The organism is Streptomyces sp. NBC_00569 (assembly GCF_036345255.1).
In the GTDB taxonomy this organism is placed as follows: domain Bacteria; phylum Actinomycetota; class Actinomycetes; order Streptomycetales; family Streptomycetaceae; genus Streptomyces.
The window spans coordinates 4,490,907-4,504,443 of the sequence record NZ_CP107783.1 but is presented as its reverse complement, the minus strand read 5'-3'; the positions used below and the strand labels follow the sequence as shown (position 1 = coordinate 4,504,443).

The window sequence follows — 13,537 nt, the reverse complement described above, 5'->3', positions numbered from 1 at the left end:
CCTGTCGGCTGTGGTGCTTCCGACCTGGCGATTTGGGTTGATGTGGGTGGTTTGGCGGGTGGTGGTCACGTGGGGCTGTCGGGGGGCTCTGAGACACTGGGCGCACGATGACTGAGAGAGCACCTGCCGTGGGCCGTGCCCGGGCCGAGATCGATCTGGCCGCTCTGCGGGCCAATGTGCGATCCCTGCGCGATCGTGCGCCAGGGGCCGCCTTCATGGCTGTGGTCAAGGCTGATGCCTACGGCCACGGCATGATCCCCTGCGCGCGCGCCGCGCGGGAAGCCGGTGCCACCTGGATCGGTACGGCCACGCCCGAGGAGGCTCTCGCGGTGCGTGCCGCGGGGATCGAGGGGCGCGTCATGTGCTGGCTCTGGACGCCCGGCGGGCCCTGGCGCGAGGGCATCGAGGCCGATCTCGACATGTCCGTGAGCGGCATGTGGGCATTGGACGAGGTCGTGGCTGCCGCTCGGGTGGTGGGGCGTGCCGCTCGTATTCAGTTGAAGGCCGATACGGGGCTCGGACGTAACGGCTGCCTGCCCGGTGACTGGCCCGAACTTGTGCGTGCTGCCGTAGCCGCGGAGCGCGAGGGGCTTGTTGTCGTCACGGGGCTCTGGTCCCACTTCGCCTGTGCCGATGAGCCGGGGCATCCGTCGATTGCCGCTCAGCTGGAGCGTTTTCGCGAGATGGTCTCCTTCGCGGAGGGGGCCGGGGTTCGGCCCGAGGTCCGGCACATCGCCAATTCGCCGGGGACCCTGACTCTGCCTGAGACCCATTTCGATCTGGTGCGGCCCGGCATCGCCATGTACGGGATCTCGCCCAGTCCCGAGATCGGCACGCCCGAGGACTTCGGGCTGCGGCCCGTCATGACCCTGTCCGCCTCGCTCGCCCTGGTGAAGCACGCCCCGGGCGGGCTCGGCGTCAGTTACGGGCATCACTACGTCACCCCGGGCGAGACCACCCTGGGGCTCGTGCCTCTCGGGTACGGGGACGGGATCCCCCGGCATGCCTCGGGGACCGGGCCCGTACTCATCGGGGGCAAGCTGCGTACCGTCGCCGGGCGCGTCGCCATGGACCAGTTCGTCGTCGATCTCGGCGGCGACGAGCCGGCGGCCGGGGACGAGGCCGTGCTGTTCGGGCCCGGCGACCGGGGCGAGCCGACCGCCGAGGACTGGGCGCAGGCCGCCGGCACCATCGCGTACGAGATCGTCACCCGGATCGGGGCGCGTGTTCCGCGCGTCTATGTGGACGACGGAGGAGCGGCACGTGAGTGAGAGCAGCGCCGAGGTCACGGCGGCCGTCGCGAGCTGGCGGCGGGCCGGGCTCGCCGGCGCCGCGATAGGTGTCGTCGCGGCCGGTGCCGCTGCCGGTGTCGCTGTGGAGCGGCTCACCGTCGGCCGCGGAATGCGCAGAAAGGCGCGGCTCGCGCTGGACGCCTCCGGCCCCTACGGGGCCCTGCGCGGCACTCCCGGCAGGGCCTACGCCGAGGACGGCACCGAGCTCTACTACGAGGTCGAGGAAGTGGAGGCCGAGGGCGGTGCCGGTCCTCGCAGGCGTCGTCTTTTCGGCCGTAAGACCCCCGCGCCGGTCACCGTGGTCTTCAGTCACGGGTACTGCCTCAACCAGGACTCCTGGCATTTCCAGCGTGCCGCCCTGCGGGGCGTGGTGCGCTCCGTCTACTGGGATCAGCGCAGCCATGGGCGGTCCGGGCGCGGGGTCGAGCAGGCAGACGGCGGGCCCGACGTCACCATCGACCAGCTCGGGCGTGATCTGAAGGCGGTCATCGACGCCGCCGCCCCCGAAGGGCCGCTCGTTCTCGTCGGGCACTCCATGGGCGGCATGACCGTGATGGCGTTCGCCGACCAGTTTCCCGAGGCCGTGGCCGAGCGCGTCGCCGGCGTCGCCCTCGTCGGGACCTCCTCCGGCAAGCTCGGCGAGGTCAGTTACGGGCTGCCCGTGGTCGGCGTCAACGTCGTCCGCCGCGTGCTCCCCGGTGTCCTGAAGGTCCTGGGACAGCGCGCCGACCTCGTGGAGAAGGGGCGCCGTGCGACCGCCGACCTGTTCGCGGGCATCATCAAGCGCTACTCGTTCGCCTCGCGTGACGTCGATCCCGCCGTCGTGCGCTTCGCCGAGCGCATGATCGAGAGCACACCGATCGACGTCGTCGCCGAGTTCTACTCCGCCTTCCAGGCGCACGAGAAGAGCGCGGTCATCGAGCGGTTCGCGCAGCTGCCCGTCCTCGTACTGGCAGGCGACCAGGATCTCGTCACCCCCAGCGAGCACAGCGAGGCCATCGCGGGGCTGCTCCCCGACGCCGAGCTGGTGCTCGTGCCCGACGCCGGGCACCTGGTGATGCTGGAGCACCCCGAGGCCGTCACCGACCGGCTGGCCGACCTCCTCGCGCGCACGGGAGCCGTTCCCTCAGGGGCTACCGTGGGAAGTTATGGAGACACCGCACAGCCCGGCAGCTGACGCCGCCACCGCCTCGATCACCGTCAACTCGCCCACCCGTATGGGGGATTTGGGCCGCCGCCTCGCCAAGCTGCTGCGCCCGGGCGACCTCGTCATGCTCACCGGCGAGCTGGGCGCGGGCAAGACCACGCTGACCCGCGGGCTCGGCGAGGGCCTCGGTGTGCGGGGCGCCGTGACCTCTCCGACCTTCGTCATCGCCCGCGTCCACCCGCCCCTCGGTGACGGGCCCGCCCTGGTGCACGTGGACGCGTACCGGCTCGGTGGCGGGCTCGACGAGATGGAGGACCTCGACCTCGACGTCTCGCTGCCCGACTCCGTGATCGTCGTCGAGTGGGGCGACGGCAAGGTCGAGGACCTCGCCGACGACCGGCTCCATGTGGTGATTCACCGCGCCACGGGCGACACGGACGACGAGGTGCGCTCCGTGACGTTGCGTGGCCTCGGGGCACGCTGGGCCGGTGCCGGCCTGGAGGCTCTGGCCGCCTGACTCTCGTACCTTCACCCGAACGTTCCGACATGGCGTCGGCAAAATGTTGCGCGGCGTGCGCTCGGCATGGTCACATGGAGGTCAGTCCTGGTTAGGTCTACCTAACTTTGCTGCCCCGGAGCCCAGGAGGCATCCATGTCGGCTTCAGAACGTGACGTGCCGCAGCAGCCCCGCGTGGTGCCGGGGCACGGGGACATGTCCGGGATCGCCGCCTCGGGGCTGTCCATGAGCGATCTGCTCGCGTCCTGTGCCGCCGCCTCGGCCGTGTCCACTCCGCCCGCCGTCGAGGAGGGCGAGGGGGAGGCCGAAGGTGCGGGCGCCGACGCCGGTGAAGGGCGCCGCGACGCCGCGTGAGGGTTTTTGTGCCGGACGTCAGGTGACGGGTTCTACTGGATCACGACGATCTTCTTGCCGATCGTCGCGAACTCCCACATCGCGTCGCCGTCCGCCCGCTTCTCGCGGATGCCGCCCGTCTTCTTGGCCGGGTCCGGCTGCGGCATCGAGCCGTCGACCGCCGCGCTGAAGCCGATCGCGATGCCGTTGACATTCGCGAACCGCACCACGTGCTCGATCGGCACGCCGTCGCTTCCGGTGATCGAAGCCGAGCGCGACGTCACCACGTACTTGCCGGCCGGCGGGTCCACCGTGCTCGGCGCGACCGTGAAGGTGCGCTGGGCCTTGCCGCCCTCTGCGATCAGCCACACCCGCTCGTCGCCCACGGAGTAGACGACCCGCTCACCGGTGCCGGACTGCGCGGGGACCGCGTTCAGGTCCTTCTTGTCCTTGGGGGAGTGGGAGGCGGCCGCGGAGGGGGTCTTCCCGGCCTTCGGCGGGGCCAGGGTGTCCGGCGCGCTGGCCGACGCCTGGTAGGTGAGGAAGCCGACCACGGCGAGCGCCGCCGCGGTGAGCCCGGCCACGAATCCCGAGCTGCTCCGTGCCACCTGTTTGCCCACCTCTCGTGCCCGTACGTCTTTGTGGTGACGGTAGCAGCAGGCGTGCGGCTCCCCGGGGCGGCCGTGGGCGGGGCGTTGGAGCCGTAGGCTGTTTGCGTGCTGTTGCTCGCGCTGGATACCGCCACCCCCGCCGTCACCGTCGCCCTGCACGACGGCTCGTCCGTCGTCGCCGCATCGAGCCAGGTGGACGCCCGTCGGCACGGGGAGCTCCTGCTGCCCGCCGTCGACCGGGTGCTCGCCGATGCCGGCGTCAGACTCGACGCCGTCACCGGCATCGTCGTCGGCGTGGGCCCCGGCCCCTACACCGGCCTCCGCGTCGGCCTGATGACCGCCGACACCTTCGGGCTCGCCCTCGGGGTGCCCGTCCACGGCCTGTGCACGCTGGACGGGCTCGCCTACGCCGCCGAGGTCGACGGCCCCTTCGTCGTCGCCACGGACGCGCGGCGCAAGGAGGTCTACTGGGCGCGCTACGACGATACGCGCACCCGCGTCACCGAGCCCGCCGTCGACCGCCCCGCCGACATCGCCGAGCAGGTCGCGGGCCTTCCCGCGGTCGGCGCCGGCGCCGTGCTGTACCCGGACACGTTCCCCGACGCGCGCGCCCCCGAGAACGTGTCGGCGGCCGCCCTCGCCGCCCTTGCCGCCGAGAAGCTCGGCGCCGGCGAGGATCTTCAGGCGCCGCGCCCCCTGTATCTGCGCCGGCCCGACGCGCAGGTGCCCAAGAACTACAAGGTGGTCACTCCGAAGTGAGCGCTGCTCTGCGCGAGATGCGCTGGTGGGACATCGAATCCGTGCACGCGCTCGAGAAGGATCTCTTCCCGGACGACGCGTGGTCCCGCGGCATGTTCTGGTCCGAGCTCGCGCACGCGCGCGGCGCCGGGTCCACCCGCCGCTATGTCGTCGCCCACGACGGCGACCGGCTCGTCGGGTACGCGGGCCTCGCCGCGTCCGGCACGGACTACGAAGGCGGCTCCGGCGTGGGGGCCGACGTGCAGACCATCGCCGTCGCCCGGGACCAGTGGGGCACCGGGCTGGGTGCCCGGCTCCTCACCGTCCTGCTGCGCCACGCGACCGACTTCGACTGCTCCGAGGTGACGCTCGAGGTGCGGGTCGACAACACCCGGGCGCAGAAGCTCTACCAGCGCTTCGGCTTCGAGCCCATCGGCTTCCGCCGCGGCTACTACCAGCCGGGCAACGTGGACGCGCTCGTGATGCGTCTGACCGACCCCTCGACCTCAGTGACACCCGTACAAGGAACCGAAAATGGCTGACGAACCGCTCGTCCTCGGCATCGAGACCTCCTGCGACGAGACCGGTGTCGGCATCGTCCGCGGCCACACACTGCTCGCCGACGCGGTCGCCTCCAGCGTCGACGAGCACGCCCGCTTCGGCGGTGTCGTCCCCGAGGTCGCCTCGCGCGCACACCTGGAAGCCATGGTGCCGACCATCGAGCGCGCCCTGAAGGACGCCGGGGTCGCCGCCTCCGACCTGGACGGGATCTCCGTGACCGCGGGCCCCGGGCTCGCGGGCGCGCTCCTCGTGGGCGTCTCGGCCGCCAAGGCGTACGCGTACGCGCTCGGCAAGCCGCTCTACGGCGTGAACCACCTCGCCTCGCACATCTGCGTCGACCAGCTGGAGCACGGTCCGCTGCCCGAGCCCACGATGGCGCTGCTCGTCTCGGGCGGGCACTCGTCGCTGCTGCTCTCCTCCGACATCACGTCCGACGTGCGCCCCCTCGGCGCGACCATCGACGACGCGGCGGGCGAGGCCTTCGACAAGATCGCCCGGGTGCTGAACCTCGGCTTCCCCGGCGGTCCCGTCATCGACCGGTACGCGAAGGAGGGCGACCCCCGTGCGATCGCCTTCCCGCGCGGGCTCACCGGGCCGCGCGACCCCGCGTACGACTTCTCCTTCTCCGGGCTGAAGACGTCCGTGGCGCGCTGGATCGAGGCCAAGCGGGCCGCCGGTGAGGACGTTCCGGTGCGGGACGTGTCGGCTTCCTTCCAGGAGGCCGTCGTCGACGTGCTGACCCGCAAGGCCGTGCGCGCCTGCAAGGACGAGGGTGTCGACCACCTCATGATCGGTGGCGGTGTGGCCGCCAACTCGCGGCTGCGGGCCCTCGCCCAGGAGCGGTGCGAGGCGGCCGGGATCCGGCTGCGCGTGCCACGGCCCAAGCTGTGCACGGACAACGGCGCGATGGTCGCGGCCCTCGGCGCCGAGATGGTGGCGCGCAACCGGTCCGCGTCCGCCTGGGACCTGTCGGCCGACTCGTCGCTGCCGGTGACGGAGACGCACGTGCCGGGGCACACGCACGACCACGTGCACGAGGCCGCGAAGGACAACCTGTACTCATGACCGTCGCGTTGATGTGGGAGGCCCGGGCGGCCGAGGGGCGGGGCGAGGAGCTGCTCGCCTGGGCGCGGGGGCAGGTCCTCGCGGCGGAGCCGCTGCGGCGCGAGTTCTTCCGTGCCCCGCAGGACCGGGTCCTCGTCATCACCTGGTGGGACGCGGCGTACGACGCCGAGCTGCCCGAACTGCCCGAACCGGAGGGCGAGTTGGTGACCCGGACGGTGCATCGGTGGCGGTTCGAGGCGGTCGCTCCCGCCTGAGGCGGCATCGTCCTGGGACGTGAGAACCGTCTGAGATTCCCGAATATCGGCGTCCAGCTGGTTTACCGTTGTAATAATTCCGACTTATGTTCGCCCTGTGAAGCGAATACAGCGCCGCCGTGGGCGTTTGGTGAAGACGGTCGGTGTCGTGGCCGGTTGCGTGCTCGTCCTCACCGGGGGCGGGGCCGCGTGGGCGTACTGGCATCTGGACCACAACATCCGGGGCGTCGACATCGACAGCGCGCTCGGCGACGACCGGCCCCCGAAACCGGCCCCGGCCACGCCGGAGCCCTCGGCGACCGCGCCGCCCGCCGGGGCGCTGAACATCCTCGTCCTCGGCTCCGACTCGCGCAGCGGCAGCGAGAACTCCGCGCTCGGCGGCGGCCACAGCGAGGGCGCCCGCTCCGACACCGCGATGGTGGTGCACCTGAACGCCGGCCGTTCGGCGGCGACCGTCGTCAGCATTCCCCGCGACACCCTCGTCGAGCGGCCCGCGTGCCCGACCTCGTCCGGCGGCAGCACGCAGGCCGCGTACGGCGCCATGTTCAACAGCGCGTACTCCGTGGGCGGTCCCGTCTGTGCCGTGAAGACGGTCGAGAAGCTCACGGGCGTGCGCATGGATCACTATCTGGAGATCGACTTCTCCGGCTTCGCCTCGGTCGTCGACGCGCTCGGCGGCGTGGACCTCACGACGACCGAGGACATCGACGACGACCTGAGCCACCTCCAGCTCGACGCGGGCCACCACCACCTCGACGGCAAGCAGGCCCTCGCCTTCGCCCGCACCCGTCACGGCGTCGGCGACGGCAGCGACCTCGGGCGCATCAAACTCCAGCAGCAGCTGGTGAAGGCCCTGGTGGAGGAGGTCTCGGGCAGCGGTCTCCTGACGGACCCGGCCCGCCTCTACGAGGTCGCCGACGCCCTCACGGGAAGCCTCACGACGGACACCGGTCTCGACTCCCTCGGTGAACTCCAGGACCTGGCGGGCAGCTTGAAGGGGCTCTCGGCGGACGAGGTGAAGACGGTCATGATGCCGGTGCTCCCGGCTCCGTCCGACCCCAACCGTGTCGTCGCCGACCAGCCGGAGGCCGGCAAGCTGTGGGCCTCGCTGCGGTGACGCGTCAGGCGTGGTACGTCAACAGGTAGCGCCAGAAGACCAGTTGGCGCACCTGGCTGCCGGGGAGGAGCCGGCCGGCTTCCGTTCGGACGGCGGCCAGCGTCATGTCGGGTCGGCGCACCGGGGCCTTGAGGGGCGGCGGCGCGGCGCCGCGCCGCCGGTCGGCCACGTGGACCGCGGCGCGGGCCGCCGCGTTCGCCGGGACGGCCACGAGGTCGAGGGGCGTCACGCCCGCGTAGCAGCCGAGGACGAGCAGCGCGCCGCCGGGAGCGAGGGCAGCGCGCAGCCGCGTCACCGTCGCGAACGGCATGTGGTGCAGGCTCGCCAGGCAGGTGATGACGTCGTAGTGCCCCTCGGGCAGATCCGTCGCCGTCACATCCGCCCGCCGAAAGCGCGGTCCGCCGCCCCCGGCCTCCGCCTCGGCGATGACCTCGGCCGACGGGTCGAGCGCGTCGACCTCGTAACCGCGGCCGGCCAGGCGCCGCGCGAAGCGGCCGGTGCCGCAGCCGATGTCGAGGGCGGTGCGGCCGTCCTTCGGCAGGCGGCGCAGGAGGAGGCGGTGGTAGTGGTCGTTGTGGTCGAAGGGCATGGGGCGCGATGGTGGCAGGGGGGCGGTAAGGCGCGGGTGAGGGTGGCCGGGGGAGCGGGAAACGGGCGGGCGCGGGGAAGGGCCGGAAAACTTCTTCAGAAACTTCTGCGCGCGTGTCGATCCGCGGAGTTCCCGTTCGACGCGTGGACGAGAGCGGGGAGAATCCCCCGACCGCACCGAACGAGGAGTCACCATGCCGCGCTACATGACGCTGGTCCGCATCGACGAGAGCAAGGCCCCCGCCGAGGGGCCCAGCGAGGCCCTGATGCAGCGCATGGGCGAGCTGATCGAGGAGATGACCAAGGCCGGTGTGCTGCTCGACACCGGGGGCCTGCACCCGTCGTCCGAGGGCACCCGCGTGCACTACGAGAACGGCGAGATCACCGTCACCGACGGGCCGTTCACCGAGTCCAAGGAGGTCATCGGGGGCTACGCGATCATCCAGGCCAAGGACCGGGCCGAGATCCTGGAGTGGACCAAGCGGTTCCTGAAGGTCCACGAGGAGCACTGGACGGTCACCTCCGAGATCCGGGAGATCGCCGAGGGCTGAGCCACGCCGGACAGGCCCTTGGCCGTCCCGTGGGCGCGGGTGTCTGATGGTGGGCCGTGACAGCAGAACGTACTGCCGAAGCGGCCCACGCCATCGAGACCGTCTTCCGTCTGGAGGCGCCCCGCATCATCGCCGGTGTCACGCGCATCGTGCGGGACGTGGGCATAGCGGAGGAACTGGCGCAGGACGCGCTCGTCGCCGCCCTGGAGCAGTGGCCGGACGAGGGCATCCCCGACAACCCCGGCGCGTGGCTCATGGCCACCGCCAAGCACCGGGCGATCGACCTCGTGCGCCGCAAGGAGCGGTACGCGCGCAAGCTGGCGGAGGTCGGCCGTGACCTGGAGGCCGCGCCGCCCCACCTGGACGAGCCCTCGGACCCGGACGACATCGACGACGACCTGCTCCGCCTCGTCTTCACGGCCTGCCACCCGGTCCTGTCCGCCGAGGCCCGGGTCGCGCTCACGCTGCGGCTGCTCGGCGGCCTGACCACCGCCGAGATCGCCCGCGCGGTCCTGGCCCCCGAGGCGACGGTCGCCCAGCGCATCGTGCGCGCCAAACGCACCCTCGCCACGAAGAACGTCGCCTTCGAAGTGCCCTACGGTCCTGAGCGGGCGGCCCGCCTCGGCTCGGTCCTCGAGGTCATCTACCTCATCTTCAACGAGGGGTACGCGGCCACGGCGGGCGACGACTATCTGCGCCCGGGGCTGTGCGAGGACGCCCTGCGGCTCGCCCGGTTGCTGACAGCCCTGATGCCGAAGGAGCCCGAAGTGCACGGCCTGGCCGCCCTGTTGGAGCTCCAGGCCTCGCGCTCGGCCGCCCGTACGGGCCCGTCGGGCGAGCCGGTTCTCCTCAGGGACCAGGACCGCAGGCGGTGGAACCAGCTCCTGATCCGGCGCGGGTTCGCGGCGCTCGGCCGCGCGGACGCGGTGTCCGCCGGCGGCCCCGGACCGTACGCCCTCCAGGCCGCCATCGCCGCCAGCCACGCGCACGCCCACACGTACGCGGAGACGAACTGGCAGGGGATCGCGACCCTGTACGGGCTGCTCGCCGCCCGGGCGCCCTCCCCCGTCGTCGAGCTGAACCGGGCGGTGGCGGTGTCCATGGCCGAGGGCCCCGCGGCCGGCCTCGCCCTGGTCGACGCCCTGCTCGGTGAACCGGCGCTGCGCGACTACCACTTGCTGCCGAGCGTGCGCGGAGACCTGCTCGACCGGCTCGGGCGGCGCGAGGAGGCGCGGGCCGAGTTCGAGCGGGCCGCTTCGCTGACCCGCAACGAACGGGAGCGGGAGATGCTGCTGGCGCGGGCTCAGGCGTGCCGTACGGACCAGGGAAATTCCTGTTCCCAGGGGCCGCACCAGCCACTACAGTGACGCGGCTGCCGTGATACGGCCGCGTCGGCGGGGGGAGACCCCGACGCGGTGGCGTGAGCGGACGGCACTCCGACATCACTGATCCGTGGGGGGTCACTCTTGAAGTTCTTCACGCGCCGCCGTGCCGCGGTGCTCGCCACCGCGGTCGCGCTCGCCGCGGGCAGTCTGGCGACCGCGCCCGTCGCCTCGGCGGACGCCGGACCCTGGCCCGGCACCGAGGGCAAGATCCTCTTCGACGGACCGCAGCTGTACGACCCGGCCACCGGCGCCGTCACCCAGGTCCCCAACACGTACGACGGGGACTGGTCCGCCTGGGCCCCGGACGGCAGCCGTCTGGTCAGCGCCTGGCAGGACGTCCAGAGCATCCGCCCGAACGGCGCCTCCAAGGTCACCCTCCCGGACGGGGAGGGATTCCATGCCAGCTACATCCCCAGCGATCTCACCTACGGGTGGGGCGGCCGGTACATCTTCTTCACGTCGAACGGCCAGCTCGGCTACGGCCCCTCCGACGGCTCGTGGGCCCCGCGCCCGCTCCTGACGAGCGCTCAGGAGCCGACCACCGTCTGCGACAACGACCCGACCGTGAGCACGTCCGGTGTGATCGCGTTCGAGCGGCGCGTCAACTACGGCTGCTACGACAACAAGGGCATCTGGACCTACGACCCGGAGACCGGGACGGTGAAGCAGATCCTCACCGAGGGCGAGCAGCCCGCCTTCTCCCCGGACGGCACGCAGCTGGCCTTCGTCCGGTATCCCGACGGCGGCCCGGCGCAGATCTTCACGGCGAACGCCGACGGCACGGACGCCAAGCAGATCACCACCGGCCCGCGCGGCTACGGCAACCCGTCCTGGTCACCCACCGGCGGGCGCATCATCTTCGACGCGGACACCTCGGGCGACAGCTCCGACGTGCACACCACGGAGTACGTGGACCTGGACAGCGGGAAACTGACCGCGGTGGCGGGTCACCAGGAGGGCAACTTCGGCTACAACCCCAGCTGGCAGCCGCTGCGCAAGAACACCACGGGCCGCGTCTGGGGCGCCGACACCTACGCGACCAACGTCGCCTCCTCGCGCTGGACCTGGAACACGGTCGGGCAGAGCGAGCCGGGCCTGATGGACGCCAAGGCGGCGGTGCTGATCAACCGTGACAGTCCTTCGTACTCGCTCACGGCGCCGGCCCTTGCGGGCAAGAAGCACGGGCCGGTCCTCATGACGCCGTCGGGCGGCCTGTCGTCCGCGGTGAAGGCGGAGCTCAAGCGGACGCTGAAGCCGGGGGCGTACGTCTATCTCGTCGGCGGCACGTCCATGCTCAGCAGCACCGTGTCCTCGCAGGTGACCGCGCTCGGCTTCACGCCGAAGCGGCTGGCGGGCACCTCCCGCTACTCGACCTCGGTCGCCGTGGCCAAGTCGATCACCAGCGCGCCGAAGTACGTGTTCCTGGCGACCGGGACCGACTACCACTCGGCTCTGGCGGCGTCGGTCGCGGCCGGCGCGGACGGGACGGGCAGCGCGGGCGGCGTCGTGCTCAACGACGGCAACACGCTGACCTCGTCGGTGAAGTCGTACCTCAACAGCCTCGACCCCGACGACACCATGATCATCCCGGTGGGGACGTCCGCGAAGTACGCGTTGACGCACACGACGTTCTCCAGCTGGCCCTCGACGTACACGTACTACCCGGTCACGGGGACCGGGCACGAGGGCACCGCGGCCGCCCTCGCCAAGCTCTGGTGGAGTGCGCCGAGCCAGGCGGGGCTCGCCTCGGTCGACTCGTGGCGCGGCGGTGTGTCCGCGGGCTCCGCGATGAACGTGTTCGGTCCCGTGCTCTGGACCACGCCCGGCGCCCTGTCGAGCGCGACGAGCAGCTATCTGTTGCGGGAGTCCGCGAGCGTCCAGTTCGCGGTCGGCTTCGGCGGCAGCACTTCCGTGGCGGCCGGCACGCTGGACGCTTCCGGGGCCGCGATCAGCGCGGGCAGCGGCCAGTACGTCTCTCACCCCTACTACAACGGGGTGGAGCCGCAGAGCGCGCGGCGGAGCACCTTCCTGGCCCGCACGAACGGCGGTGACGCCACCTCGGTGGAGCGGACCGGCCCGATCGGCGCCGAGCCGAACCTGGAGCCGCTCAGGACCCGGCACCACCAGTAGCCGGACGCGCGGGCGCGCCGAGCAGCATCGTCGGGGCGCCCGCGACGCGGGTCAGGAAGACCGTCACCGCGTTCGGGCCGTGCCGCTTCGGCAGTGCCTTGCGGCGCAGCTCCTCCGGCTCCACCGCCGACCCCCGCTTCTTCACCGTCAGGATCCCGACCTCGCGCTCCCTCAGCAGCGCCTTCAACTTCTTGACGTTGAACGGGATGTGGTCCGTGATCTCGTACGCGGTGGCGTACGGCGTCGCCCGCAGTGTGTCGGACGTGACGTAGGCGATCGTCTCGTCGATCAGCCCGCCCGCCACCTCCTCGGCCACGTCGGCGACCAGGTGGGCGCGGATGACGGCGCCGTCGGGCTCGTACAAGTACCGCCCCACGGACCGCACTTCGGGGTCGGGGAGGCCGCGGCCGGTGAGTGCGCGCGGCCCGGGGAGCAGTGTCGCCCGCATGCGGCCCGGCTCGGTGCCGAACCAGAGCACGGCCTCCTTCACGTCCCCGCCGTCCGAGATCCACTCGGCGTCGGCCGCGTCGGGGATGGCCTCGTGGGGGATGCCGGGCGCGATCTTCAGGGCCGCGTGCCGGGCCCCGAGCGCCGCGCCGACCGCCCAGGACAGGGGCGGGGAGTACGCCTCCGGGTCGAAGATCCGGCCGCCTCCCTTGCCGCCGCCCCGGCGCGCGGGGTCGACGAACACCGCGTCGTACGGCTCCGTGTCGACCTCGGTGACATCGGCCTCGCGGACCTCGATCAGCCCGTCGAGGTCCAGGGCCCGAGCGTTCGCGCGGGCGACCTCGCAGGTGAGGGGGTCGCGGTCGACGGCGAGTACGGAGATCCCGGCGCGGGCCAGCGCGATCGCGTCGCCGCCGATGCCGCAGCACAGATCGGCGACGGAGCGCACTCCGAGCGCCTTGAACTCCTGCGCGCGGTGGGTGGCGACGCTCGTGCGGGTCGCCTGCTCGACGCCGTTCGCAGTGAAGTACATGCGGCGCGCGTCCGCCTCGCCGAACTTCGCCGCGGCGCGCTGGCGCAGCCGGGCCTGCGCGATGGCCGCCGAGACGAGGTCCGCCGGGTGGTCGCGGCGCAGCCGGGTGGCGACGGCGAGCTCCTGGCCGGGGGTGATGTCCCGTACGTCGTCGAGGAGCGCCTGGCCCTGCGCGGAGAGCAGTGAGCTGAAGGAGGCGAGGTCGTTCACCAGGCCCATTGTGGGCCAGTCGGTGGACGGTGCGCGCCCGGCCGCGGTGTCGGGCCCGG

15 protein-coding genes are annotated in these 13,537 nt (G+C 72.1%); 12 read left to right on the top strand and 3 right to left on the bottom strand.

Translation table 11 applies throughout. The annotated features are described in order from the left end of the window. Nucleotides 1-107: 107 nt before the first annotated feature. From alr to OHO83_RS20100, 4 genes are all read left to right on the top strand, one after another. Nucleotides 108-1,271, top strand: a complete 1,164-nt coding sequence (alr, locus tag OHO83_RS20115; protein ID WP_266673385.1) for an alanine racemase — start codon at nucleotides 108-110, stop codon at nucleotides 1,269-1,271. Next, on the top strand, nucleotides 1,264-2,469 hold the full coding sequence (locus tag OHO83_RS20110) for an alpha/beta fold hydrolase (RefSeq protein ID WP_266673387.1): 1,206 nt from the start codon (nucleotides 1,264-1,266) through the stop codon (nucleotides 2,467-2,469). Before alr ends, OHO83_RS20110 begins: the two co-directional genes overlap by 8 nt. Next, on the top strand, nucleotides 2,441-2,956 hold the full coding sequence (gene tsaE / locus OHO83_RS20105; protein WP_266673389.1) for a tRNA (adenosine(37)-N6)-threonylcarbamoyltransferase complex ATPase subunit type 1 TsaE: 516 nt from the start codon (nucleotides 2,441-2,443) through the stop codon (nucleotides 2,954-2,956). The genes OHO83_RS20110 and tsaE overlap by 29 nt, the downstream gene beginning before the upstream one ends. Nucleotides 2,957-3,091: 135 nt before the next feature. Beyond that, complete coding sequence (locus OHO83_RS20100; RefSeq protein WP_266673391.1) at nucleotides 3,092-3,310, top strand: hypothetical protein; 219 nt, start codon at nucleotides 3,092-3,094, stop codon at nucleotides 3,308-3,310. 32 nt (nucleotides 3,311-3,342) lie between these two features. On the opposite strand, the gene OHO83_RS20095 is transcribed toward OHO83_RS20100, so the two are convergent. Further along, entirely contained in the window at nucleotides 3,343-3,897 is a 555-nt protein-coding gene (locus tag OHO83_RS20095) for a hypothetical protein (RefSeq protein WP_266673393.1), read from the bottom strand. Between the two features lie 108 nt (nucleotides 3,898-4,005). Here OHO83_RS20095 and tsaB point away from each other — a divergent pair, with 108 nt between their 5' ends. The 5 genes from tsaB (at nucleotide 4,006) to OHO83_RS20070 (ending at nucleotide 7,635) form a co-directional block, all read left to right on the top strand. Continuing rightward, complete coding sequence (gene tsaB, locus OHO83_RS20090) at nucleotides 4,006-4,659, top strand: tRNA (adenosine(37)-N6)-threonylcarbamoyltransferase complex dimerization subunit type 1 TsaB (protein WP_266673395.1); 654 nt, start codon at nucleotides 4,006-4,008, stop codon at nucleotides 4,657-4,659. Between the two features lie 17 nt (nucleotides 4,660-4,676). After that, on the top strand, nucleotides 4,677-5,180 hold the full coding sequence (gene rimI, locus OHO83_RS20085) for a ribosomal protein S18-alanine N-acetyltransferase (protein WP_266676551.1): 504 nt from the start codon (nucleotides 4,677-4,679) through the stop codon (nucleotides 5,178-5,180). Continuing rightward, entirely contained in the window at nucleotides 5,173-6,264 is a 1,092-nt protein-coding gene (gene tsaD / locus OHO83_RS20080; RefSeq protein WP_266673397.1) for a tRNA (adenosine(37)-N6)-threonylcarbamoyltransferase complex transferase subunit TsaD, read from the top strand. Before rimI ends, tsaD begins: the two co-directional genes overlap by 8 nt. Beyond that, nucleotides 6,261-6,518, top strand: coding sequence for a hypothetical protein (locus OHO83_RS20075; RefSeq protein ID WP_266673399.1), 258 nt, complete (start codon nucleotides 6,261-6,263; stop codon nucleotides 6,516-6,518). Before tsaD ends, OHO83_RS20075 begins: the two co-directional genes overlap by 4 nt. 106 nt (nucleotides 6,519-6,624) lie before the next feature. After that, entirely contained in the window at nucleotides 6,625-7,635 is a 1,011-nt protein-coding gene (locus OHO83_RS20070) for an LCP family protein (RefSeq protein ID WP_443066100.1), read from the top strand. Nucleotides 7,636-7,639: 4 nt separating this feature from the next. Here the strand turns inward: OHO83_RS20070 and OHO83_RS20065 are convergent, their stop codons facing one another. Then, nucleotides 7,640-8,224, bottom strand: a complete 585-nt coding sequence (locus tag OHO83_RS20065) for a class I SAM-dependent methyltransferase (RefSeq protein WP_266673401.1) — start codon at nucleotides 8,222-8,224, stop codon at nucleotides 7,640-7,642. 193 nt (nucleotides 8,225-8,417) lie between these two features. On the opposite strand from OHO83_RS20065, the gene OHO83_RS20060 reads away from it, so the two are divergent. From OHO83_RS20060 to OHO83_RS20050, 3 genes are all read left to right on the top strand, one after another. Beyond that, complete coding sequence (locus OHO83_RS20060; protein ID WP_100594848.1) at nucleotides 8,418-8,774, top strand: YciI family protein; 357 nt, start codon at nucleotides 8,418-8,420, stop codon at nucleotides 8,772-8,774. Between the two features lie 56 nt (nucleotides 8,775-8,830). Then, entirely contained in the window at nucleotides 8,831-10,141 is a 1,311-nt protein-coding gene (locus tag OHO83_RS20055) for an RNA polymerase sigma factor (protein WP_266673404.1), read from the top strand. A 99-nt stretch (nucleotides 10,142-10,240) separates the two neighbouring features. After that, nucleotides 10,241-12,289, top strand: a complete 2,049-nt coding sequence (locus OHO83_RS20050) for a cell wall-binding repeat-containing protein (protein WP_266673406.1) — start codon at nucleotides 10,241-10,243, stop codon at nucleotides 12,287-12,289. Here OHO83_RS20050 and OHO83_RS20045 read toward each other — a convergent pair. Continuing rightward, the gene (locus tag OHO83_RS20045) at nucleotides 12,267-13,478 is read right to left on the bottom strand and encodes a class I SAM-dependent methyltransferase (protein ID WP_389571943.1); all 1,212 of its coding nucleotides are present in this window, start codon (nucleotides 13,476-13,478) and stop codon (nucleotides 12,267-12,269) included. The two genes, OHO83_RS20050 and OHO83_RS20045, sit on opposite strands and share 23 nt — an antisense overlap. Nucleotides 13,479-13,537: the final 59 nt, after the last annotated feature.

Bases quoted from the DNA above. Each gene is read 5' to 3' on its own strand.
- alr (WP_266673385.1), top strand. From the start codon at position 108: ATGACTGAGAGAGCACCTGCCGTGGGCCGTGCCCGGGCCGAGATCGAT.
- tsaE (WP_266673389.1), top strand. From the start codon at position 2,441: ATGGAGACACCGCACAGCCCGGCAGCTGACGCCGCCACCGCCTCGATC.
- OHO83_RS20100 (WP_266673391.1), top strand. From the start codon at position 3,092: ATGTCGGCTTCAGAACGTGACGTGCCGCAGCAGCCCCGCGTGGTGCCG.
- rimI (WP_266676551.1), top strand. From the start codon at position 4,677: ATGCGCTGGTGGGACATCGAATCCGTGCACGCGCTCGAGAAGGATCTC.
- tsaD (WP_266673397.1), top strand. From the start codon at position 5,173: ATGGCTGACGAACCGCTCGTCCTCGGCATCGAGACCTCCTGCGACGAG.
- OHO83_RS20075 (WP_266673399.1), top strand. From the start codon at position 6,261: ATGACCGTCGCGTTGATGTGGGAGGCCCGGGCGGCCGAGGGGCGGGGC.
- OHO83_RS20065 (WP_266673401.1), bottom strand. From the start codon at position 8,224: ATGCCCTTCGACCACAACGACCACTACCACCGCCTCCTCCTGCGCCGC.
- OHO83_RS20060 (WP_100594848.1), top strand. From the start codon at position 8,418: ATGCCGCGCTACATGACGCTGGTCCGCATCGACGAGAGCAAGGCCCCC.